This is a genomic window from Microbulbifer maximicatervae (SeqCode), assembly GCF_052467325.1.
The window spans coordinates 723,955-746,501 of sequence record NZ_CP174310.1 but is presented as its reverse complement, the minus strand read 5'-3'; the positions used below and the strand labels follow the sequence as shown (position 1 = coordinate 746,501).

22 protein-coding genes are annotated in these 22,547 nt (G+C 49.1%); 11 read left to right on the top strand and 11 right to left on the bottom strand.

The features are described 5' to 3' along the window. Nucleotides 1–405: 405 nt before the first annotated feature. The 3 genes from ACJJIE_RS03625 to ACJJIE_RS03615 are packed head-to-tail and all read right to left on the bottom strand — an operon-like array spanning nt 406 to nt 1,305. On the bottom strand, nt 406–771 hold the full coding sequence (locus ACJJIE_RS03625; protein ID WP_282932417.1) for a hypothetical protein: 366 nt from the start codon (nt 769–771) through the stop codon (nt 406–408). A gap of 15 nt (nt 772–786) precedes the next feature. Beyond that, complete coding sequence (locus ACJJIE_RS03620) at nt 787–1,026, bottom strand: hypothetical protein (RefSeq protein ID WP_282932416.1); 240 nt, start codon at nt 1,024–1,026, stop codon at nt 787–789. A gap of 3 nt (nt 1,027–1,029) precedes the next feature. Further along, nucleotides 1,030–1,305, bottom strand: a complete 276-nt coding sequence (locus ACJJIE_RS03615; protein WP_282932415.1) for a hypothetical protein — start codon at nt 1,303–1,305, stop codon at nt 1,030–1,032. A 125-nt stretch (nt 1,306–1,430) separates the two neighbouring features. Between ACJJIE_RS03615 and ACJJIE_RS03610 the strand changes: the two genes are divergently transcribed. Further along, nucleotides 1,431–1,982, top strand: a complete 552-nt coding sequence (locus tag ACJJIE_RS03610) for a hypothetical protein (RefSeq protein ID WP_282932414.1) — start codon at nt 1,431–1,433, stop codon at nt 1,980–1,982. 30 nt (nt 1,983–2,012) lie between these two features. On the opposite strand, the gene ACJJIE_RS03605 is transcribed toward ACJJIE_RS03610, so the two are convergent. The 7 genes from ACJJIE_RS03605 to ACJJIE_RS03575 all read right to left on the bottom strand — a co-directional run bounded on the left by ACJJIE_RS03605 (nt 2,013) and on the right by ACJJIE_RS03575 (nt 11,530). Further along, nucleotides 2,013–2,981, bottom strand: a complete 969-nt coding sequence (locus tag ACJJIE_RS03605) for a UDP-glucose 4-epimerase family protein (RefSeq protein ID WP_282932413.1) — start codon at nt 2,979–2,981, stop codon at nt 2,013–2,015. Nucleotides 2,982–3,110: 129 nt separating this feature from the next. Continuing rightward, the gene (locus ACJJIE_RS03600; RefSeq protein ID WP_444893587.1) at nt 3,111–3,650 is read right to left on the bottom strand and encodes a hypothetical protein; all 540 of its coding nucleotides are present in this window, start codon (nt 3,648–3,650) and stop codon (nt 3,111–3,113) included. A 119-nt stretch (nt 3,651–3,769) separates the two neighbouring features. Further along, nucleotides 3,770–4,660 (bottom strand): AEC family transporter, encoded by an 891-nt coding sequence (locus tag ACJJIE_RS03595; RefSeq protein ID WP_444893586.1) that lies wholly within the window; start codon nt 4,658–4,660, stop codon nt 3,770–3,772. A gap of 220 nt (nt 4,661–4,880) precedes the next feature. Then, nucleotides 4,881–5,159 (bottom strand): hypothetical protein, encoded by a 279-nt coding sequence (locus ACJJIE_RS03590; protein ID WP_282932410.1) that lies wholly within the window; start codon nt 5,157–5,159, stop codon nt 4,881–4,883. Between the two features lie 244 nt (nt 5,160–5,403). Further along, the gene (locus tag ACJJIE_RS03585; RefSeq protein ID WP_444893585.1) at nt 5,404–9,084 is read right to left on the bottom strand and encodes an efflux RND transporter permease subunit; all 3,681 of its coding nucleotides are present in this window, start codon (nt 9,082–9,084) and stop codon (nt 5,404–5,406) included. 10 nt (nt 9,085–9,094) lie between these two features. Then, nucleotides 9,095–10,204, bottom strand: coding sequence for an efflux RND transporter periplasmic adaptor subunit (locus ACJJIE_RS03580; RefSeq protein ID WP_444893584.1), 1,110 nt, complete (start codon nt 10,202–10,204; stop codon nt 9,095–9,097). A gap of 3 nt (nt 10,205–10,207) precedes the next feature. Continuing rightward, nucleotides 10,208–11,530, bottom strand: coding sequence for a TolC family protein (locus tag ACJJIE_RS03575; RefSeq protein ID WP_282932407.1), 1,323 nt, complete (start codon nt 11,528–11,530; stop codon nt 10,208–10,210). Between the two features lie 366 nt (nt 11,531–11,896). Here ACJJIE_RS03575 and ACJJIE_RS03570 point away from each other — a divergent pair, with 366 nt between their 5' ends. The 10 genes from ACJJIE_RS03570 to ACJJIE_RS03525 all read left to right on the top strand — a co-directional run bounded on the left by ACJJIE_RS03570 (nt 11,897) and on the right by ACJJIE_RS03525 (nt 22,114). Then, a complete protein-coding gene (locus ACJJIE_RS03570; RefSeq protein ID WP_282932406.1) occupies nt 11,897–12,604 on the top strand; it encodes a TVP38/TMEM64 family protein in 708 nt (235 codons plus the stop codon). Beyond that, nucleotides 12,604–14,847 carry a hypothetical protein gene (locus ACJJIE_RS03565; protein WP_444893583.1) on the top strand — a complete coding sequence of 748 codons (2,244 nt, stop codon included), beginning with the start codon at nt 12,604–12,606 and terminating at the stop codon, nt 14,845–14,847. Before ACJJIE_RS03570 ends, ACJJIE_RS03565 begins: the two co-directional genes overlap by 1 nt. 8 nt (nt 14,848–14,855) lie before the next feature. After that, a complete protein-coding gene (locus ACJJIE_RS03560) occupies nt 14,856–16,118 on the top strand; it encodes a glycosyltransferase (protein ID WP_444894743.1) in 1,263 nt (420 codons plus the stop codon). A 133-nt stretch (nt 16,119–16,251) separates the two neighbouring features. Beyond that, entirely contained in the window at nt 16,252–18,558 is a 2,307-nt protein-coding gene (locus ACJJIE_RS03555) for an endonuclease/exonuclease/phosphatase family protein (RefSeq protein ID WP_282932404.1), read from the top strand. Nucleotides 18,559–18,797: 239 nt separating this feature from the next. Further along, a complete protein-coding gene (locus ACJJIE_RS03550) occupies nt 18,798–19,478 on the top strand; it encodes a Bax inhibitor-1/YccA family protein (RefSeq protein ID WP_444893582.1) in 681 nt (226 codons plus the stop codon). Between the two features lie 65 nt (nt 19,479–19,543). Then, nucleotides 19,544–19,936 carry a sulfurtransferase complex subunit TusD gene (gene tusD, locus ACJJIE_RS03545; RefSeq protein ID WP_444893581.1) on the top strand — a complete coding sequence of 131 codons (393 nt, stop codon included), beginning with the start codon at nt 19,544–19,546 and terminating at the stop codon, nt 19,934–19,936. A gap of 2 nt (nt 19,937–19,938) precedes the next feature. Next, nucleotides 19,939–20,301 (top strand): sulfurtransferase complex subunit TusC, encoded by a 363-nt coding sequence (gene tusC / locus ACJJIE_RS03540; RefSeq protein WP_444893580.1) that lies wholly within the window; start codon nt 19,939–19,941, stop codon nt 20,299–20,301. Between the two features lies 1 nt (nt 20,302). Further along, nucleotides 20,303–20,596, top strand: coding sequence for a sulfurtransferase complex subunit TusB (tusB, locus tag ACJJIE_RS03535; protein ID WP_282932401.1), 294 nt, complete (start codon nt 20,303–20,305; stop codon nt 20,594–20,596). Between the two features lie 6 nt (nt 20,597–20,602). Continuing rightward, nucleotides 20,603–20,938 carry a TusE/DsrC/DsvC family sulfur relay protein gene (locus tag ACJJIE_RS03530; protein ID WP_444893579.1) on the top strand — a complete coding sequence of 112 codons (336 nt, stop codon included), beginning with the start codon at nt 20,603–20,605 and terminating at the stop codon, nt 20,936–20,938. 150 nt (nt 20,939–21,088) lie between these two features. Beyond that, a complete protein-coding gene (locus ACJJIE_RS03525; RefSeq protein WP_444893578.1) occupies nt 21,089–22,114 on the top strand; it encodes a Gfo/Idh/MocA family protein in 1,026 nt (341 codons plus the stop codon). A gap of 27 nt (nt 22,115–22,141) precedes the next feature. On the opposite strand, the gene ACJJIE_RS03520 is transcribed toward ACJJIE_RS03525, so the two are convergent. Further along, the gene (locus ACJJIE_RS03520) at nt 22,142–22,546 is read right to left on the bottom strand and encodes a secondary thiamine-phosphate synthase enzyme YjbQ (RefSeq protein ID WP_444893577.1); all 405 of its coding nucleotides are present in this window, start codon (nt 22,544–22,546) and stop codon (nt 22,142–22,144) included. Nucleotide 22,547 lies beyond the last annotated feature (1 nt).

Here is a 22,547-nt window from a genome sequence, read left to right as displayed (position 1 = left end):
AGTCAACGTAAAAATCTAATTTTAGGTTTTACCCTAAATAAAGTGGCATATAGTCCACATAATACAAGTTTCCCGGCATTCAATCGTCACTGATCACAGCCATACCACCCAAGAAAAACCATATTTTTCAATAACTTAAAAAGCTCTGACAAATACTATAGAGTACATACTGCCTTCAGGGTGTTTTCCAACGCCCATCTTCTAAGCTTTTAGAAACCCCTGGCTCCCCAATACAGCCCACTTATCATTTTTGCTACTACTCCGCCCAAGTTGGCTGCCGGTAAACGGCTGTGCCGAGGATGGCCGCCCCCGACCTATCAAGCCGGATTATCATCATCCGCATACACCTGCACGGGACTGTTGAGCACCTTTAGGTGGGTTAACTGGCACTGGGGGAGGGGGAAGTTATTTAAAAGCTAAGACTCCCTGATTGCGAGGCTCATCATCCTCACTTAACAGCAGTGCCGGTGATACTCCAGAGAGCACCGGAGCACCACCCAGTAAAACACCAAGCAAGGTGGCGGTATCATTGGATACAGTGAAATCACCCTCAGCCAGGCCGTTCTTTTTCAGGTCTCGCCAACGACGACTCTTGCTCACACTCTCTGCCCCCTCGCGCATAAAAGGTAGCCATTGAGCAATAATGCCAACCTTATCTACCAGTGCGCTCATCGGCCCGGCCAGGTGGTACGCGGAACCTGAGAAGTTTTTCTTGCGCACATCCTCCTGAAGTTTTCGAAGCTCGCCGGCAAATTTATTCCAGCGGCCCACCTCAGACTCATTGAACTATGCCCGCAGATTACTCTCATTATTCTTTAGCTGGTCGGATAGCCGGTTAATATAATTACCCTTGGATAATTGCAAACTGCCATCTTCTGCCACCTTAAAGGCTGGACCGAAAATATTCATAAAGGCAGACTGCCGCAGGGCTCCAAATTCCGGTGAGTCCTCACCGAATAGCCGCTTAAAGCCCTTAACGATAGCGGCTCCCTGCTTCTTGCCGGTACCGCCGATAATTTTGTTCACCACCTATTCTACGGAATGTTCCCGCACTTGTCGGTGTTCGCTATCGCAGCTCGCTTTAACTTCAGCAGCCTCTGTAATTCTGCGTAGTGATTTCTCGCATATATCACCGTACGTTTCCCGACTCCATTCTGCGCTGGCGTCAACCTTTTGCAGCACAGAGTCGCATTGCTGCCAAATTAAATCTTCACGGTCGAGCGCTGGGAGCCCTACCCCATGCGATAACACCGTGCGAATAAATGGTTTATCCGCCCGGCCATAGGCGAAATCTATTTCAACCACTGTGCCCGGTTGAGGAAAACCAAAGGCCCCACGCTCATTGCCGGCATGGAGGTAAAGTTCCAGCCACCCCCCAACTATGCGATACTCCCCCTCTAAAAGAAGTGTAAAGAAAACAGGGAAGGCCCATGACCAAAATCACACTTACTCTGGCAGTAATTTTGTTAGCTGGCTGCAGCTCCGTCACTCACCTTTCACAAAGAACAGCAGGGGAAGTCCGGGAGGCAGTCTCTATCCAAGCGGATAAAGAAAATTCCGGCACCCAATTTTCGGGGCCAAAATTGCAAGCAACTACTGATGGCTCCGACTTAAACCTCTACTATTATAATCTCCGTGCCTTCGATCCTACCGACAACGAGCCAACCAAGTACCACCTTCAGGTCTTTATCACTTACCGCAGAGCGTGGCGTCACTATGAATCTGCAGAATTAAGTGGTGGACAGCCAGTAGAAACCGCTCCTATTAACAAGAGTGTCCTTCAGTGTGTCAGCGGCAATGAGTGTATGCTCGAAGAAGCTCTGGATATCGCACTCACCGAAGAGCAAATACTGGCTTCAGTGCGCAATCGGGACAAGCTCAAACTCAAATTGAGAGCAAAGTCTGGACACAGCTCTACTATTGAGGTTCCAGCCAACTATCTACTTGGATTTTACGCAGCGGTTGTAAACTATGAGGGGTAGAGCCCCCTCTCTGTAGGGATAAACTACTAACTAAGTGCTCTTCTGAGCAGGTTCTGGAGCCCTAGCCTGGCAATATGCCTGAGCCGTGTTGGCCAACCCTTCCCCCAGGGCCACTGGGGGAGTCCAGTCCAGCTGCTCTTTGGTTTTAGCAATATCTAACTGCAGGGAGCCGCACAGACGCTCAGCGACAGCCCCCTTTCCTATCAGCTTTAGCGCACTGGTAAGCGCGAGCTGGGGAACTGGTATTAGCGGGGTATTACACCCCAGAGCATGAGATAAGCCACGCAACAAATCTGTGACAGATATATCCATATCATCAGATACAAGAAACACCTGATTTGCCGCATTTGGGTGGCAAATACATACACATATCAAGTCTATTAGATTACCGATAGACACTAAACTACGGCGATTGTTGATTGCACCCAACGGCAAAGGAACGCCCTTTATGAGCCAACTCATCATCGATTGGAAATTCGCCTTTACACCGGGGCCGTAGACTAAAGGAGGGCGAATAACAACTACTTCCATTCCAGTAGTGCCAGCCAACTCGAGCAGCCCATCTTCAGCTTCCTTCTTTGAAAGCCCATAGGGGTCGGTGGGATCGCACTGCTCATCCGCACTAAATGGGGCACGATTGTCGGTGGACTCGCCATTAACTTTAATGGAGCTAAGGTAAATAAAGCGTCTGACACCAGCTGAAGCCGCCTGCTGTGCCAACTTGATAGTGCCCTCAACATTCACTCGCCGAAATTCGGCTAAGGGATCAGCCGAAGTCTCTTCCATCACATGGACACGCGCAGCAGTGTGAATGACCGTATCTATATCAACCAGCGCATCACCCCAATCTGTATTGCTTGACAGATCACCGATCTCAAAACCACCCTCAACCTTGCGGCGATACACTGGCAGGACCGTATAGTCTTCTTTACGAAGCTGTGACAAGAGAGCAGCCCCAACAAAACCGCTGGCACCGGTTAGCAATATACGTCCTTTCAAAGAAAGCCTATTTTTTGCTGAAGAATTCACGTTAGTTTACACCGACTGCCATTTCGACACACCTTTCTAGTCATAAGGATCTTATCAACCAAAATGCAAAACTGAACAGTCACCAGAATAACGCTGGTATTAATTATCCTGCCTTTGATCCATACCACAAAATCGCTCTCTGTCAGCGCTAGCATTCCTAAGCCTGGCCCTGACATTATTCAAGGCCCTCTCATGAGGGGCATAAGTATCAGGCCTGCCCCATTGAGCCTCCCAGGCCTCCCTGGCCTGCAGGCAGGCTTTCGCTTGCTTGAACTTCCAATTCGCTTCCTCACAAGGCTGCAATCCCTGAGGTGACTTGCGGTCACAAATCTGGTGATATTTTTTATGCGCCATCTTCTCTTTGAAGTTCTTAGCGGTAGCCCCTTCAAAGTGGCGAATTGGTGGAGTCTGGACTTTCCTATCAGTACGCCCCTGCTTGTCTCCAGCGCTATCCAAATAGGTTACTGGAAAAAATACAGCATCCAAAAGTTCACCATCTGTATACTGACGGTCACCCGTGCTAATGGAAAAAATGTCGGAAGGGTAATTTGCAAAAACAAAAGACGGAATCACCGGCAGGAAAAATACTATAATTAACAACACCCAAAACGGGAGGTTGACCGAGAATTGCTTTGGCATTGAGTGATGAAACCTCCCTAAACCATCTATTTATGACGGCTGATTCCATATCATACAACCAAATAAAAGAGCTTACGAAGTCTAGTGAATTAGACTACAAATCCCAAATCTGAATACACTTATTGCACCCAATAAGTTAGCACAATAGGCAGAATGAAAATACTCATAAGAGTTGAGAGGAAGATAATACCGGATATCTTGGCCGAATCCTGGGGGCGATAAATGGATATCCAAAGGTAAGTACTAACCGCGCAGGGCATCAGGCATTGCAAAATAAGCACTCCTCGCATAGCACCGACAAAATTAAAAATGTTTGTCAAAACAAGCGCAGTAGTTCCCCCGAGAATCACATGGCCAATAGCAAAGATAATTCCAACCCTAGTGTCGCTCAGTTTAATCTGGGCTAAGCTATGCCCTAGTGTCACCAACATTAGTGGGATCGCCATACCCCCCAGTATATTAAGGGAGGACATAACGGCCTGTGGCAAGCTTATATTAAAAATCAGTGCAACTATAGAAAAAACCACACTATAAATTGCCGGACTAAGTACAATTTCCTTAACAGACCAGCTACCAGAGGTTACTCCAGGAGCAACAACAAAAAAGAAGATCATTCCCACTACAACAAATGCAATCCCGTAAAGAACTCCCGAGTGCCCGAATGCCAGTGCACATACTGCCAGGCCAATATTGCCCACATTATTCATACTTAAACAAGAAAAGTAAGTACGTATATTCTGCCGAAACAATGATAAAAACAGGAGGGCTAGCACCGACATAAGAGAATACATTAGAAAGGCCGCCAGCAACACCCACAGAAATTTATCCAGAACTATCGTCTGCCCCAACATATGATCCAATATCAACGCAGGATAACCAATATGGGCCATTAATTTAGATACCATTCTAGAGTTTAGCTCTTGCTTACTCGCTGCGAACAGGTACCCAATAAGAACACAGATAAATACGGGAGCAACAACCTCAAATACGTTCTCAAACAAGGTTCTCATCGAACGTTAAACTCTCATCATCCCACGTCTTGGCATAGCAAAATAATTTTTCATTTTGGGGACTGGTATCACTTACCCACTTGGGCACACCCAGAACATAGGTTTTTAACTATCCTCAGGTAAAATCATCAATTAATTCTATCGTAGAGCTACATAGAAGAAACCTCATTAATATAACAAGCCGCTATCAAACTGAAAGAAATAGAACATGAATATCTGCCTATAAGTTCAGCTGTAACTCTTTAAGATTTAAGGTTGGGGTTATCCAAATTTCAGCATCAAAGGCTGCAAAAAATTTTTCATTGTAGGTCATTAACTGATCTTGGCAATTTTCCTCAAAGATAAAAAGCGCTGCGCGCTTACCATGCTCCAGGAAGAAGTAAGAGGCTTCTGGATTTGCTGTGGCAATAAAGTCGTTCATGGCGACAGACATGCTATTGTCAGTAATAGACTTATTGCCGGCCTTAACCGGTATCAAGACTTTCATTAGTAGACGCATTTAGATCCCTGCTATTTTTCGCGATTACGGGATCAAAACATAGCCTTTTAGCTATCCCACTGCGCTGTATTAAGTGACAATTCTCAAAACGAAGTCTTGATAATTAATAAAAGTCAATTCGCTAGAAATGTAACTTTCTTACCTGTAATATTTTCGCCTACAAGAGCCACCAAGTTACGAAGCCCTACCCATCCTCAGAGAAAATACCCCGTCAGTAGAACAAGACCAGGGTAGTTAACTCGCCTCAGGTAGTTACCAAATCACTGGGATCACTGCCTTTTTTTGGCGCTTGTTCAACCCACTTTATCCACTTTAAATCCTCTACCATAGTTGTATATATAACCGGCACCAAAAATAAGGTCCCAAAAGTAGCCAGGATAAGTCCTCCAATTTGCGCAAAACATAATGGCCGCCATAGAGGGCCACCATGAATAGCTAAGGGAATTAAAGCAAAAGTTGTCGCAGCAATAGTGATAAGGATGGGGCGCAACCTCAGGATTCCCGCGTCCAGTAGAGCCTGACGAAATGAATCTCCAGCGGCATGGCGCACTTCTATAAAGTCAAACAACACGATAATGTGACTTACAATAACCCCAATAAGGCTCACGATCCCCAGAAATGCCATGAAGCCAAATGGTTGCCCGGAAATAAATAATGCAGCAAGTGCTCCTACCATACCCAAAGGGACAGTAGCAAATACTACTAGCGGTTTTATCAGACTGCTGAACTGGAATACCAGAGCGAGAAATATTGCACTAGAGGAGACAGCCATAATCATCAGCAACTGTAAGAACCCATGTCGAGTACTGGCTGCATCTCCAGATATTTGCAGTTGATATCCGGCAGGCAGGGATTCAGAGAATTCATCCAACTCTTCCTGAATACCCGCCACTATATCTGATGAAATAAATCCTGCGTATGGAAATGCATAGACAGTAATCGTACGAAATTTCTCCAACCGATAGATTCGTTCTGTCGAGAACAAAATTGAAGTAGTTGCCACTTGTCGCAAGGGAATATGAATATCGCTATCAGATGCAAATACATACAAATTATTGACATCTTCCAATTGTCCGCGCTCCGCCAGGCGCAGTTGCGCTACGATGGGAATTTCTTTATCTCCCTGCCGTAAAGTATCCACAGTAGAACCATTAAAGCCGGAAGATGATGCTATCGCGATATCAGCATTGGTTACTCCTGACATCTCAGCCCTGTCTTCCAACACATTCATATTTAGCACTAAGCTTTTTCCTGCCCAATCTGCACGAACTACACGAGCGTAGGGAGACTTTTCAACAATTTCTTTAACTTTTGCAGCGTATTCTCTCAGGAGTGAAATATCCTTCTCTTCCTCAAGAGACCCAACGGCTACGCGTCCCGAAACCCTTATCTCAACAGGGTGCTCAACTGTGCTTGTCTGCAGCTGCCGAACGTCCAACCCCGCCCCTGGAATACGTTCAGAAAGGGCGCTTTGAATGAGTGGAATCAAAATAGGAGTCAAATATTTATTGCTTAATCGAACTATTATCTGCCCATAATTCGGCTGCTTTTGCTGAGGGTTGGCGGTGTACCAAAAACGCGGTGCTCCACCACCCAAAGTACTACTAATTCCCTCCAAAATGGGTTTATCACTATCTTTTATATGTTTCTTTTCATACTCCTCAATAGTCTCCCTAATTATCTCTTCCGCTACTTTTGCAACATTGTCTGTTGCATCAATACTCGCATCATTTTGCAACCAAACATCAACATAAAAGAGATACTGAACATCTGCAGGAAAAAATGCATTCCTCAACTGGCTTTTTATAACAACACCTAGCACAAGCAATCCCAGGGCAATAAACAGTACAATCTTTCTATTACTGATCGCCCAATCTGCCGCGCGATAATAACGCCCTGTAAGCCCCTCTTTTCGCCTAACTTCCAAACTTTGCTCCACTTGTTGAGGAGGGCGTAACAACGTGTTACCTAGAAAAGGAATAAATGTCATAGATACTATGCGGGATGCAACCAAAGCGCATACCATAACAATAGGAAGGCTATGCAGAAAATCACCCTGATTACCCGTCAGCAATAGGAATGGAAGATATGCAACAATATTGGTTAGAGTTGCAAAAAAAATGGCCTTGGCTAGCAAAGTTGGCCCCAACCAAGCTGCAATAATAGAGGGTTTTCCAGATGCCATTTGCCGTTTGATCGCATCGCTTGCTACAACAGGATCGTCTACCAACAGCCCCAGTGCGATAATCAGCGCCGCAATAGACACTTGCTGGATATCGATTCCCAACAACTGCATAAACCCGAAGGTCATTGTCAATGTTACGGGTATGGATATCATTAAAAGCACAGCAGATCGCCAATCGGAAAATCCGATAAATGCAATTATTACGACCAAAATAATTGCTTCAATCAAAGCTTCCAGAAAGAGACTTACACTCTCTCGTACCTGCCGTGGCTGATCAGAAACTCGATCTATAATCAGGTCTTTTGGCAGGTCCACTTTGACTTTTTCTAGGACTTCACTGACATTGCGTCCGAGCTCTCCGATTTGTCTACCATCCAGCATCTGCACTGAGAGGTTAATGCTGCGGCTACGCTGCCACTCACTATTCTCATCCCTATTTACATAGTAATTTAAAAGTGGGGGGGGACTTTGGTACCCCATAATTACATCAACTATCCCCCGCAAGTACACTGGCGTCCCCGTATCGCTCAGTGTCACAGGAACGTCAGCTATTTCCTCATGATTGGTGAATTCACCACTGGGCATAATGGCTATACCCAGGTCATCCGCAATAATCGAACCTCCGGGGATAGTTGTATTACGAGCATTTAGAACCGGAGCGATCATATCAGGCCGCAGGCCATAGGAAGCCAACCTCTCTTGGGAATAAAACAGTTTCACTTCTTGAGTGAGTACACCTGTTCTTACCACCCTTTTTACTTCTGGAATAGCTCTGATATTAGATGCGATAAGGTCTGAAAAATCATCGAGCTGACGATAACTATATTTAGCTCCCGCAACCTTCATTAAATGGTCACGGGTATTGACGAGATTGCGAACTACGAAAGGGTCCCATGCATCCGGAAAAAAACGCTGGGCACTTAATTTATCAGACAAATAGCGTTTTGTTGCCGCCAGCAACTCGCCGTTACTTTTATCTGATAGGAAATCTACCCCTAAATAGCCGGCCCCGTTTAAAACTTCAAAATCTGTTCCATAACCTTGCGCTTCAAGCCAACTCGCAAATATCCATAATCCTGTGGCAGAGTATGTATTAGCCAAGGACAAAGGGAGGGCGACAACAATACTTACGCGCTTGTCGCTATTTGATTCCTGTCCGCGAATCTCAGATATTCCCTCCCTAATATCTTCCGCACGCAAGGTAATCTCAGTTGGTCCAGCTCGAGGACTGGCCACACTAAGCAATACTGCAGCTGTATCACCAAACTCAGAATTCAGAGAAATTTTACTGGCTCCAGAAGGTAGTTGCTGCTGGGCATCAATCAACTTCAGGTTAAGGTCATTAAAAGCTTTAGTAGCATCAGTTTTCGGTGCCAACTGTGCTTGCACCATAGAAACGCCATTTAATGTCAGGGATTTAATCCCAAAAGTTCTCGAATCTGGCTCATGGAGATATTCACTTTGCGCTATCGCTTCTTCCACCTTCCGGGTTACTAACTCCTCAACCCTAACAGCTGATTGTCCTGGCCAATGAGTCGTCGCTATTGCAATACGCACAGGAATGTCTGGATCTTTACTTTTTGGCATGAATAGATAGGCAACCACCCCCCATATCAGGAAAGTCACCAGCAATGCTGCCGAAATACTCGGATTATCTACAAAAAAACGGGCAGTATTGAAACGGTGGTGACTTTCCGCCTCAACAATTTCTGCATGTCTTTTTTCTTTCTGATCTGCCATCCCCTAGTCCTCAAGGCACGACTATTATGGCTTCCCCATTGCTGAGCTGAGCAGCACCAGTAGAAACCACTTCCTCGCCCACCGTAACCCCCTGGATAATGACAATATCGTTGCCTGTTACCTGTCCCGGGAGTACCTTTCTTAGCTTTGCTCGCAAAACTTCTCCATCTCTCTCCAATACAAATACAGCAAACCCTTTTGCTTTTCCCGGATGAGCAACTAAACAAGAAAGCGGTATAACGACCCTATCTTGAGGTATCGGTATTTTGTCCAATGCCAGAGACATAATCATACCTACCCGTAACTGAGCCTTGGGATTATCAACAGTGACCGTAATTGCAAATACCCGAGTTCGAGGGTCAGCCATAGGGGAAACTTCAGTGATCATCCCTTTGAAAGTAAGATCTGGTAATGACTCCGTACGCAGTGACACCACACTACCTAGAGGGGCATAACTCAACACCAAGTCCGGTACAGAAAATACAACCTTCACTCGAGTGATATCAGCCACAATGTAACCAACCGACTGTGTGTGAACTAATGTGCCCACTTCAATGTTCCGCTGCAGGATAATTCCGGTAAGTGGGGATCGCAGCACTGTATCCCGCAACTCTTCCTCTGCCCGGTCTAAATGAGCCTTACTGCCAACGACTGTAGCCTGTGCAATTTCATACTCTTCCCTGGCTGTATCATAATCAGGAGCGGTGATACTAGCCGTGGCAAAAAGTGCAGTTGCCCTTTTGTAGTTAAGATCAGCTTTACGCCGTTCCGCTTCAGCTTTACTCACGTTTGCAGCTGCTTCCACCACGCGATCCCGATATTGCTCGTCATCAATCTTAGCCAGTACCTCGTGACGTTTTACATAATCTCCTCCCTGCAGCAAACGAGTCTGTCCGAGCGCCTTTCGGGATGGAATCACACGTACATAGCCTTCAGTTCGAAACGCCACATCAACTTGTGTATAAGGATTGACAACTGCAGAATAGGGATAACCCGCTGCAGCGTCTTGCGTGCGGGCAACAAAAACTTCTACTGGTGTGGGCTTTTTCTCTGGTGGATGGCGGTGACAGCCTGTAACAACCACTAGCATTGTAAAAAGGCAAAGGCTGATAAAGCGCATTTATCACACCTCCCCCACGGACCTTTCATATTCAGCCAAAGATCCCCACACAGAAAGTACAGCGCGGTTGTAATCACTATTCGCGCGAAAAAGCTGTTTTTCCGCCTCCAGTACATCACTTAGAACTGCGGCTTGTTCGCGGTAACGATTTGTCATTACACGCACTTTCTCTTGGTAAGCTGCCTGTAATTCCCTTGCAACTCCCACAGATTCTTGGGAGGTACGTAATCGTCGCAGGCTCTCACGCACTTCTATTTCTATTCGATTGCGAACCTCTTCCGACTTTTTTTCAGCTTCAATGATTTTACTGGCACGACTGGATAGCTCATCTCGTTTTCGCCCCCAATCAAAAAACTCCCAGCGCATTTCCAGAGCAACAAATGCTTCGGCATCAGGTATCAACCTAACGTCATAGAGTTTTAGGTATTCAACAGTCAAATCTACATCGGGGATATATTCAGACTTTTTAACATCGTAGCTATATTCAGCGCGCTCAATTGACAGCTCTGACTCAGCGAGATCTGGACGCTGCTCAAAGGCTAGCCCCAAAGAAGTTTCTATATCGAAGACTAAATGATGTGGGTTTGGAAGACTCTGAATATTGAAAGGAGTTTCAACATCCCGATCCATCAATGCATTGAGACGCTCTTTCGCTGTAGCCATTTCATCGGTAAGACGCTGGCGCTCCAATTTGCGCTGCGCAAGGCGTGCACGTACATCCAAGAGTTCATATTCAAGGGCAACTTGTTGCGCGACATAATTCCCTACAAGCTCACTCAGGGAAGTAAGGAAGATAATGGCTTCATCTACAGCCTGTAGATCCCCAAGTATTCTGCCAATTTCAAAGTACTGGATCTTGGTTAGGTAGCCCACATCCTGTTGCACCAGGCGAACTTTCTCCTCCGCCATTTCGGTCACAACATACCCCTCACAAATCTCGAGCTCTATGGTATACAACTGTGTGATAGGTTGGGTCGCGCTGACGGAAAAGGACTTGGTCACACCTTCCTCTGATGTGATCTCGATATCTTCTGGAGGAATAGGCCCAATTGGGGAGTTTTGCACCCAGACGCCACGATCAAAGGTATACCTCTGGCGTGTAAGGTTATCAATGATGCCCGCTTTCATTTCCAACCGGGGATAGCGCCTTGTTTTTAATGCCTCAACGTCATCCCAAACCTCATTGACTTCAAGTGCAGCCGCTTGAACCCGTAAATTGGCAGTCACCGCCAAATCAACAGCATCCTCCAGAGTCAAAACCGGTTCGCTGGCATAGCTCCAGGCTCCACCGCCAGTTAGCAATATTGCGAGCGCGCACTCGAACAACGGTCACCTCTATTTCCAGCAACAATTTTGATCTGCTCACTGCGCAAATAAATTTAGGATCGAGTAAGTATATCTGTTGACAGCCACTGTCCTGGCCACTGAACCCAGACTGGCGGATTCCTGCTTATCCTCTTAATTGATATTTAAATTTTTAATAAATCAACAAATTAATATTCCATCCACTCAAAACTAAAGAGTCATTATCGAAACCACCAATGCCCTTCGGGGTATTTCGTCTCACCCATCAATTTGCCCAATAAAAACTGTCAGGACGCCATAAAGAAGTATCGCCTGTCGCCATCCTTTAGCTAGGCTAATTAATGGCGGCAATCAAAACCGTGTTTCTTTGGTTCCGTGGATAACCCTATGGTGGCGAAGCTTCTTCCTTTATTGATTCTCGCGGTTTGCACTATCGCCGTAGCCGGGGTATTGAGTTTATTGGTTTATTTTGACCTTGATGACCAAATTATTGAGCTAATGCAATGGCTCAACGAGCAGGGCTGGCAGACAAGCTTGCTATTTATCTTAATTGTGGCCGCAGCAATCGTCTTTTTATTACCTGGCGTCATTTTTACGATGGGAGCGGGGTTTGTATTTGGCGTTATAAAAGGAACCCTACTGGTCATCGCCGGCACCGTACTCGGGGCAACCCTGGCATTTCTAATCGCCCGCTATCTCCTCGGCGAAAGAGCCTCCCGGTGGATTATGTCCCATATCAAACCCGCAACGGTCGGCGAGGTGATTCGTCGCGAGGGTTGGCAAATGATTATGCTGACCCGACTGGTCCCCCTATTCCCTTTTAAGTTGTCGAACTACTTCTTTGGACTAACTCCGGTTCGACTGCGTGACTTTGTGATCGGCAATGCGCTTGGAGTTATCCCACTCACATTACACAACGTTTACATCGGCTCTATTGCCGCAGACCTTACCTCCCTGGGTAAGGTTGAGGAACGCACGCCCGTCCAGTGGGGGTTTTACATTGCCGGTTTTGCCCTCGCCGTCATCGCACTAATCGGGCTCACCCGCATGGCTCGCCGTGCATTGAAAAGAATTATTAAAGAAGAGGACCTCTGATGCCTTGGATGAAATGGCTCCCTTGGCGCTTCTTCGTACGCCGCTTTGCCACCGCTCACGGTTTCCTTGACCCACTCACGTTAATGGCGCATTTACAGCGCTTTGCTGAACCCTCGGAGGTGAGTGAACCCATCGAGCTGCTGCGAGCAGGAGCGGTATTTCACGCTCGTGCGTTAATTAACAGCAAGGTGATACAACACAACCTGGACTGGGTTTGGCCCTACTGGATCCAGCGCCAATTCGACCCCCATGACAAGTCGTTTATTCCACGCGCCTTTTCCATTAGTCACTGCAACCTAAGCCACCGAAACTGGACTGCAGTTGGCATACCGGACTGCGAAGAGTTACCGATTATAGATCCGCGAGGCCTGCTAACACCCCACTACGATGGCTGGTCTATCGATGCCTGGATTATCAGTGACAGCGGTGAAGAGTTGATGCCCTCTACCCTCGGATTCTGCAACCAGCACCAGGAACTGGGAGATGATATTGCAATAGTCACAGAATCCCACCGTCGCGGTCTTAAGTTACACAACAGAGCTTCAGCGAGCCTACTCCAGGGCCACCCCCGCTGCGTGCTAGAACTCAACGCGCAGTGCCCAGGAGGAGGCTGGCTCATGGTCGTTCTACGCCCCTGCAACCCCGAAGGGGTCAGCTTTGTACATAAGGTTCGCCTGAGCGACAGTGGGCGCAGTTGGCTTATTGAAGATAAGGCTGCAGTCGAGTTCAGTCAGCAGGTAGACAAACATTTGGCATCTAACTACAAGCGCGGTGATATCTATCTACATCTCAGAGATAAGGAGAGTAGCCGCGAAGGGCTTTGCGATATTGGCATGGCCTCCGCAGCTGCCATGTTTCGTATTGAAGACCGAAAATCCCGTAAGATTGAAGTTGCCATCCCCTTGGTTACAGAAGAGAGCAAACAACGCTCTCCCCTCTGCTGGGAACACGTCCTGGAAGGTCACTGCGCCCTGACCGTGCCCGACGAAAAGTTTCAATTTCTCTACGACTCGGCAATACGTACCCTCATCCTCCACTCACCCAAAGATGTTTACCCAGGGCCATACACCTACAAGCGGTTTTGGTTTCGAGATGCCGCGTTTATGATCCAGTCGCTACTTTTTGCTGGCTTTATCAACCGCGCAGAGAGAGCCCTGGAGCAGTTTCCCCATCGGCAAAAGCGGGATGGATTTTTTCACTCTCAGGACGGGGAGTGGGATTCAAATGGCGAAGCCCTGTGGATTTTTAACCTTTACTGTGAATTAACCGGCAGCCCCCTCAAGCAGGCATGGTGTGACCCTGTTGTAAAAGGTGCCAAGTGGATTATCGGTAAGCGCCTACCGAAAGATGACAGTCTCTGTGGAGGGCTTCTGCCGGCAGGTTTCAGTGCAGAACACCTTGGACCCAACGACTGCTACTACTGGGATGATTTCTGGGGCGTCGCCGGTTTACAAAGTGCAGCGGCCATCTGTACGCGCGAGGGGATGGATGACAATGCCCATCGCTTTAATAATGCTGCCAGCGACTTCCAGCGCACCATTGACCACAGCCTTCAAGGCGCTCAAGACCGCCTGGGACGCCCCGCTATGCCCGCTTCACCAAACCGGCGCCTGGATGCCGGAGCCATCGGGTCAATCGCCGCCGGTTATCCTCTACAACTTTATCCACCCGAAGACCCTAGACTGATAGACCTGGCGGAATACCTGATGAAGAAGTGTTTTGTCAGTGGCGGCTTTTTCCAGGACATGATCCACTCAGGCATTAACGCTTACCTCACCCTCCATATTGCCCAGGTATTGCTTCGCGCTGGGGATCCTCGCTGTATTGACCTTATGCGCAGTGTGGCAGAGCTGGCATCACCAACGGGACAATGGCCAGAGGCTATCCACCCCCACTCCCTCGGAGGATGTATGGGAGATGGACAACATGCCTGGGCGGCAGCTGAGTGGGTGGCGATGCAGCGCAATTGCTTTGTACGGGAAGAGCAAGATGCCCTGGTACTGATCTCCGGATTACCCCCGGAATGGCTCCAAGGCACCGACTCCGATCACCCCATCCGCTTTGGGCCCGCACCCACCCGCTTTGGACCAGTCACCCTGGAAATCCAACCAGGCTCTACGCCCAAGGTTTCTTGGGCTGCCGATTGGCATGGAAAACCCCCAGCAATCGCCATTAAAGCTATCGGCTTCCGGTCTGTGCTGATTACAGACGATGCCCAGAGTGCGGAGTTGAGCCCTCAGTGAATATCGTTATGCTCACTAACACCTACCTGCCCCACGTAGGCGGTGTTGCACACTCCGTCGCAGCCTTTAGCAAGGAGTACCGAAAACTCGGGCACAAGGTACTCGTAATAGCACCCGAGTTCTCTCAAAAATCCGATGATGAAGAGCATATTCTGAGAATTCACTCAATCCAGAATTTTAACGGCACCGACTTTTCCATGGCTTTGCCATTTTCAGGCGTTTTGAATGACGCACTAGATAAATTCCGCCCGGATATCCTTCATGCTCACCATCCTTTCCTTTTAGGACTAAGTGCGCTACGAATTTCGCGGGAGCGGGAACTTCCCCTCGTTTTTACCCATCACACGCTGTATGAACACTACACCCACAACTTAATGGGAGATTCGCAAGCACTAAAACGTTTCGTTATGGAGGTCGCAACCCGATATGCCAATAAAGCGAACCTCGTCCTGGCCCCAAGCATGAGTATTGTGAGGCTACTCCGGGAGCGAGGGGTACAAACTCCAATTGCCGAAGTCCCTACCGGAGTAGATCCGGAACAGTACGCTCATGGCAAGGGAGATCAACTAAGGAAAAAGTTGAAAATACCTGCATCGGCATTTCTGCTGGGGCACTTGGGACGTTTTGGGAAAGAAAAAAACCTTATTTTCCTTTGTCAGGCTGTCGCCAAATTTTTACAAGAATATCCTTCCGCCCATTTCCTGCTCGCTGGAAGTGGGCCACTGGAAGATCAGCTTCAACAGTTTTTTATCGATAAAAAGTTAATACAGCGGGTGCATATGCCGGGAAAAGTAATCGGCAATGCACGCCGTGATGTTTACAGTGCAATGGATACTTTCCTGTTTACTTCCACCACTGAAACTCAAGGATTAGTTTTATCTGAAGCAATGGCATCTGGGGTGCCAGTGATTGCTCTCGAAGCCAATGGATCACGAGATATGTTGAAACAAGGCATTAACGGCTGCCTTGTAACCAAAGAAACACTCAATGATTTTGTTGCAGCAATACGCTGGTTTCACAACCAGCCTCACGATCGCCGTCAGCAACTAATTAAAGAAGCCAGATTAACTGCCCAGGATTTCTCCATGAAGAGTTGTGCGCAACGTGCGCTGGATCTTTATCAACCACTAGTGCATTACAACTGGCCGCTTGATAATTCCATTTACGCGCGATGTGTACGCACGGGAAAATTAATCACCATACAATGGGAAATTTTTGAAGGCTTCACCGAAGCTGCCGGCGCAGCCCTGAATCAACCACCCAAGCGTTAGTCCAGAAACCATGTTAAGCCGTATCGGACTATCCATCAGACGCTGGCGCCGCCGACTAAGTCGAAGTGAGTGGATCACTCGCCTGCTTGGGTTATCCACTAACCCAAACAGCCCTCATGCTCCAGGGCTCATTTTGATTCAAATTGACGGGCTGGCCTACCCCGAACTTCTCAAAGCACTAGCCCGGGGACGGATGCCATTCCTCAAACGGTTAATAAGGAAAGAGCACTATCGCCTGGAGCATATGTACCCAGGAGTACCCTCGACAACTCCGGCGGTACAGGCCGAGCTTTTTTACGGAGTGCGCCAAGCCGTACCCGCCTTTGGTTTTCTGGTCCATGAGACACAAAAGCTGGGGCGCATGTATGACCCGGAGGTTGCCGCCCTGGTAGAAAAGAGAATTAAGGCTCAACACCGGGATCCACTTTTAAGAGGAGGCAGTTGTTACCTAAGTTTATTCAAGGCCGGTACAAAAACCGGTGAAGCACACTTCTGTCCTGCAGATCAGGGTTGGGGTCCGGCTCTACGCGAGGCCGGCCCTATAGCAATCACCATCTTGATTCTCACCAATATTTGGAGCCTGGTTCGTACCACAGCTCTGATTTTGGTTGAATTGGTTTTATCCCTGGTAGATTGCATACGCGGGATTATTGCCGGCCAAAACCTGCTAAAGGAATTGATGTTTATCCCAACAAGGGTCGCCATCACCATTCTTACCAGGGAACTGTGTACCATGGGGGTGAAAGTCGATATCACCCGTGGCCTACCGATTATTTACATCAACCTACTTGGTTACGATGAACAATCCCACCGGCGCGGGCCAAAGTCAGCCTTTGCCCACTGGGTATTAAAAGGGATAGACAGCGCGATAGCCAAAATCTGGAAGGCTGCTCACGGTTCTGAACGGCGGCACTACGATGTGTGGATTTTTTCAGACCACGGTCAGGAACAAACCGTAGCCTATGAAGAAGTCAATGGGCGCAGCCTTGGCGATGCCCTCTCGGAAGCTCTATCCAGTTTACCTTCAGCGCCACAGATCAAATCTACCACCATCCCCAAAAAGGTCCGATTCGAGCGGGCCCGCCTGTTCGGCAGTGAGTGGATGGACAAAAGCAGTATCGAGGAGGAGTCCAAACAAGAGGGCGATAGAGCACCCACTGCCGTAGCGGCCCTGGGCCCAATCGCCATGCTGTACAACATAGACCTGAACGGCACCAGCCGGGCAGATGCCGCCAAAAGGATGGTAGAACAAGCCAAAGTGCCCCTAGTGCTCTACCTGGAAGACCCATCCTCCCCCGCTTCCTCACCAGTGCGTGGATGGTGGAAAGATGGCCCCATCAAGCTTCCTGAAGACGGACGCAAACTGATGGGGGACGAGCACCCCTACCCGGTTGAAGCCGCTGAGGATATGGCCAGCCTGTGTCGGCATCCAGACTCTGGCGACTTTATGATGTACGGCTGGTGTGCCGGCATGCAGCAACCCATGACTTTCGCCATGGAGAATGGCAGCCATGGTGGCTCTGGCCCCAATGAAACCCATGCCTTCGCCCTGATGCCAGAGGATATCCAGCCCCCTGACCCCAGCCGGGGTTATTGGCGCCCGCAGGATCTGCGCTCCACAGCCCGCGCCTATCTCCGTGGCGCCCGCCCCATGAAGGTAGATAACCACAGGATGCCAAAAACTGTTTTGCGCATCATGACCTACAACGTACACAGTTGCCGAGGGCTAGATGGCAAGCTCTCCCCACAGCGAATTGCCCGGGTAATTGCCCGCTATCGCCCGGATGTGGTGGCATTACAAGAACTGGATGTCATGCGCAAACGCACCGGAGGCCTCGACCAGGCTGAGAGACTTGCTCGTCTACTGGCAATGGACCTGCACTTCCAGCCAACCATAAATATGAAAGAGGAGCGTTACGGCGATGCGATCCTCACCCATCTCCCCGCCCGACTCATCAAGAAAGGGATTTTGCCCGGCCCTCCCTCCGGCAAAGGGGGGCTTTTTAACCCTGCTGCAGACGAACCTCGCGGAGCTGTTTGGGTGGAAATCGAGGCCAATGGCAAACCTATCCAGATTATCAACACCCACCTGGGGCTATCCCGTGCAGAGCGGCTGCGTCAGGTAGATGCCCTTCTCGGCCCCGAATGGCTTAGCAATCCCCGCTGCACCGGAGAGCGAGTGCTGCTGGGGGACTTCAACGCGCTACCCAACTCTGCCGAGTGCAAGCGCCTCGGGGGCTATCTCAGGGATGCCCAGGAACAGGCGCCTCGCCACACCCCCAAAGGAACCTTTCTAAAGGTCCGCATTGATCACATATTCCTCAGTGCAGGACTCAATGTGAAACGGGTACGGGTGCCCAAGACTTCACTGACCCGCCAAGCCTCAGATCACCTGCCATTGATCGTGGATATTGACTTACCCATCAAGGGGAGAAAGTAATCGATCTCGGCTTATCGCGCCCCTCATTCTTAACACCTTCCACCCCAAGCAATAACACTTGAAAAATGCCCCACAGCCCCCACAATAAGCGGAGAATATTTGAATAAATCCTTTGAAAATATAGGGTTTTTTCGAATTCATAGAGACTGGCAGACGGACACTAAAAGGGTTTTCCCGACTTGAAGGTCCCCACTGCGAGCTATATGATTCTTCTATCACTTAATAGCAGGAGTCGCTAAATGCAACCGCAAGCTTATACTCAAACCCGCGCACTGGATCGCTCGGAATCGGCGAAGGTGTTGCGCAATACCTATGCCTTACTGGCAATGACCGTTCTCTTCAGCGCCATTACCGCTGGCATTTCCATGGCTATTGGCATGGGCCGTGGCATGAGCCTGATCTGCTCCCTGGCAGCCCTGGCCTTAATCTTTTTCGTATTGCCTCGCACAGCAAACTCCTCCGCCGGTGTAGGTGTTGTATTCGCATTTACCGGCCTGCTGGGTGCCTCTCTTGGCCCAATGCTTGGCCACTACTTAAGCATCCCCGGTGGCGGCCAGATTGTTATGCAGGCTCTGGGAACAACTGCAGTCATCTTCTTTGCCCTGTCTGCCTATGTACTGACCACCCGTAAAGACTTCAACTTTATGGGCGGCTTCTTATTTGTAGGAATCATCGCGGTCGTGGTTTGTGCCCTTGGCCTCGTTATTGCAAGCCTGTTTGGCATCCACATGCCACTGTTTAACGTTGCCCTGAGCGGCGTTATTGCCCTGCTGATGTCCGGCTTTATCCTGTATGACACCAGCCGCATCGTTAACGGTGGCGAAACCAACTACCTGATGGCTACGGTTTCCCTGTACCTGAACATTCTGAACCTGTTCACCAGCTTGTTGCACATCTTCGGATTCGCCTCCGACGACTAAGCAACAACCTTATTGAGCAAGTCACAATGCCCCGCACTGCGGGGCATTTTACTATTTGAGCCCCTATGAAGTTTTCCCTTACGGTTTACTCCGCTCCTCACAGCAGCCAATCTGCATCCAGTGCACTCCGATTTGCCAAAGCCCTCCTAGAGCAAGGCCACGAAATTTATCGAGTGTTTTTCTACTGCGACGGCGTGCAAAACGGCAATGCCGTAACGGCTCCCCCCCAGGACGAAACCGATTTGACTTCCGAGTGGCAGGCACTGGGCCGCCAGCACCAATTGGACTTGGTAGTTTGTATTGCCGCAGCACAACGGCGCGGTGTGCTGAATCAGCGGGAGGCCGAGCGCCTGGAAAGACCCGCCACTAACTTGGCTGAGGGTTTTGAGCTGGCTGGCCTCGGCCAACTCGCCGACGCTGTCGCCAATTCCGATCGCCTGATTACCTTTGGAGGCTGAGCATGAGCACTAAATCATTGGCCCTATGCCGCACCGCCCCCTACGGCAATGCCCTGGCACGAGAAGGTATCGAAGCCGTACTGGCAGCGGCGGCGATGGAACAGGACATGGACCTGCTATTTCTTGGCGATGGGGTATTCCAATTGCTGGACCAGCAATCACCTGCGGATATCGGCCAGAAAAGCCTGCGACGAAATTTGCAGGCTCTGCCTATGTTTGGAGTTGAACAGTTTTTTGTTTGTGAAAAAAGCCTCGCCGAACGCAATATCCACCTGGAACAAATTCAGGTTGCCGGCGCAGAAACTAAAACCGTAAATGATACCGGCTCACTGATCGCCGCCTACCCCATCGTATTGAGCTTCTGATATGACTTTGCATATTGTCAGCAAATCCCCCTTTACCAGCAGTGCCCTTAGGGAATGCCTGGATGCATTTGCCCAAGATGACGCCCTGCTTCTAATTGAGGACGGCACCCTTGCACTGCGCCACGAGGCCCTCGAAACCGTGCCAAATGGCCAAGTTTATTGCCTCGAAGCTGATGCCGCTGCACGAGGCCAGCAACAACTTGCGGCAACCATGGATAAGGTAGAAATAATCGATGATGCTCGCTGGGTACAGCTCTGTACCGAGCATCACCCCATAGTCAGCTGGTTTCGGTAAGAAAAAATGAGCAACCTGGTAGTTAATGGACAGGAAATCCCCTTGGATAAAGAGGGCTACCTGCGCAACCTTGGTGATTGGAGCAAGGACACAGCCATTCAGTTAGCTAATGGCGAAGGTATCGAGTTAACCGAAGAACACTGGCAGATTATCGAACTGTTACAAGAGTTCTACCGCGAGTTTGAACTATCTCCCGCGATGCGTCCCCTGGTGAAGTATATTGGCCAGCATCTTGGCGCAGAAAAAGGACGCAGTATCTATTTGATGCAGCTTTTCCCCCCAAGCCCGGCAAAAGTGGCCAGCAAAATTGCCGGCTTACCCAAACCAACCAATTGCCTATAAATTTCTCCACCGGCCAGGCGCACTTTGATACAGCCTGGTCAGTTTCCCCTCTAAATATCCGGCTGACCGCCCCCATCAATCACCTGCTCTAGACTCTGGTAGAAGCGCAATCTATCGCTCTCAATTTTAAATCTCACCAGGAGTCATCCAATGTCAAAGCTGCGCTTTGGAATAGTCGGCAGTGGCGCGATTGCCGACTTTACCTGCAAAGCAATCAGTCGTGCTAACAGTGCCTGCCTCTCATCCGTTGCCAGCAGACGGTATTCGCAAGCCAAGGAGTTTGCCCGTGAGCATCAAATTCCCAATACCTACGAGGATTGGAAATCTCTGCTAGAAGCGCAAGATTCGGATGCCATTTACGTGGCTAGCCCCACCACCAGCCGCGAGGAAATCTGCCTCGCGGCACTGGCCAATCATAAGCATCTTCTCTGCGAGAAACCTTTTCTCAATACTGCTTCGGTCGACAAAATTGCCGCACGTGCTCAGTCTGAAAGGTTGGCATTTATGGATGCCACACATTTCACCCACCATCCCCGCACGGCCAAAATTATTCAGCAACAAAAACAGCATCTGGGCCCGGTGAACAGAATTCACAGCGCCTTTTTTGTCTCGATGATGGACCGCAACAATATTCGCTTCGATTCGCACAAAGAACCCACTGGCGCAATAGGAGATATCGGCTGGTACAACATGCGTGCAATCGTCGAATTTATGCGCCCTATAGGAGCAATAAAGACAATTTCAGGAGCGATAAAGCGGGACTCACAAACAGGGACCATTATAAGCGGTGCGGGCCTGATTGAATTTGCCAGCGGGCAGACGTCAACTTTTGACTTCGGCTATGACTCAGGCGTTTGGCAAATGGACCTGGACATCCTGGGTGAAAACGGCCTGATCCAACTGGATAACTTTGTGCTCGACTGGAGAGACAGCGCAGTCTTTTACAACCCTGAATATACGCCAGAATTCGTAGTTCGCCGGGGGGAGGCATCCCCAGACGAGTTCGAGCACCAGCAAGTCCCAATAGAGCGATCGCAAGCGGTACAGATGATCGAAGACTTCTGCCACTTAACAACCCCGGAGAATCAAGTTGAGCGTATCCAGGCTATCGAAAGAGCCCGCGCAACCCAGTCATTGATCGATCAGTATTGCCAAGCAGTTGGCGTAGCCGTCTAGCTATCGCCACCAACACGCGGCATTGAATCAGATATGCAGGATAACGTGCCGAGCCCCGTGGTGATGGCGGTGCTCCCAAAGATAGATCCCCTGCCAGGTACCCAGCATCAAACGCCCCTTTTGCACTGGAATGGACAAGCTGGTCGCGGTAAGGCTGCATTTGATATGGGCCGGCATATCATCTGGCCCTTCAAGGGTATGGGTATAAAGCGAGTCATTTTCAGGCACCAGTCGATTGAGCCAGCTCTCAAGGTCGCGGCGCGCACTGGGGTCGGCATTCTCCTGAATCAGTAAACTTGCAGAGGTGTGCTGTATGAAAAGTGTACACAGACCCTCATCGAAGGCCTGCTCACTGACCCAATCAACTACACTGCCGGTAAACTCGTGAAGCCCCTGCCCATGAACCGGAATTTTTATCTCACCTATTGCCATA

Coding starts and splice junctions, on each gene's coding strand:
- ACJJIE_RS03610 (WP_282932414.1), top strand. CDS start 1,431: ATGACCAAAATCACACTTACTCTGGCAGTAATTTTGTTAGCTGGCTGC.
- ACJJIE_RS03600 (WP_444893587.1), bottom strand. CDS start 3,650: ATGCCAAAGCAATTCTCGGTCAACCTCCCGTTTTGGGTGTTGTTAATT.
- ACJJIE_RS03595 (WP_444893586.1), bottom strand. CDS start 4,660: ATGAGAACCTTGTTTGAGAACGTATTTGAGGTTGTTGCTCCCGTATTT.
- ACJJIE_RS03590 (WP_282932410.1), bottom strand. CDS start 5,159: ATGCGTCTACTAATGAAAGTCTTGATACCGGTTAAGGCCGGCAATAAG.
- ACJJIE_RS03585 (WP_444893585.1), bottom strand. CDS start 9,084: ATGGCAGATCAGAAAGAAAAAAGACATGCAGAAATTGTTGAGGCGGAA.
- ACJJIE_RS03580 (WP_444893584.1), bottom strand. CDS start 10,204: ATGCGCTTTATCAGCCTTTGCCTTTTTACAATGCTAGTGGTTGTTACA.
- ACJJIE_RS03570 (WP_282932406.1), top strand. CDS start 11,897: ATGGTGGCGAAGCTTCTTCCTTTATTGATTCTCGCGGTTTGCACTATC.
- ACJJIE_RS03565 (WP_444893583.1), top strand. CDS start 12,604: ATGCCTTGGATGAAATGGCTCCCTTGGCGCTTCTTCGTACGCCGCTTT.
- ACJJIE_RS03560 (WP_444894743.1), top strand. CDS start 14,856: ATGCTCACTAACACCTACCTGCCCCACGTAGGCGGTGTTGCACACTCC.
- ACJJIE_RS03550 (WP_444893582.1), top strand. CDS start 18,798: ATGCAACCGCAAGCTTATACTCAAACCCGCGCACTGGATCGCTCGGAA.
- tusD (WP_444893581.1), top strand. CDS start 19,544: ATGAAGTTTTCCCTTACGGTTTACTCCGCTCCTCACAGCAGCCAATCT.
- tusC (WP_444893580.1), top strand. CDS start 19,939: ATGAGCACTAAATCATTGGCCCTATGCCGCACCGCCCCCTACGGCAAT.
- tusB (WP_282932401.1), top strand. CDS start 20,303: ATGACTTTGCATATTGTCAGCAAATCCCCCTTTACCAGCAGTGCCCTT.
- ACJJIE_RS03530 (WP_444893579.1), top strand. CDS start 20,603: ATGAGCAACCTGGTAGTTAATGGACAGGAAATCCCCTTGGATAAAGAG.
- ACJJIE_RS03525 (WP_444893578.1), top strand. CDS start 21,089: ATGTCAAAGCTGCGCTTTGGAATAGTCGGCAGTGGCGCGATTGCCGAC.
- ACJJIE_RS03520 (WP_444893577.1), bottom strand. CDS start 22,546: ATGGCAATAGGTGAGATAAAAATTCCGGTTCATGGGCAGGGGCTTCAC.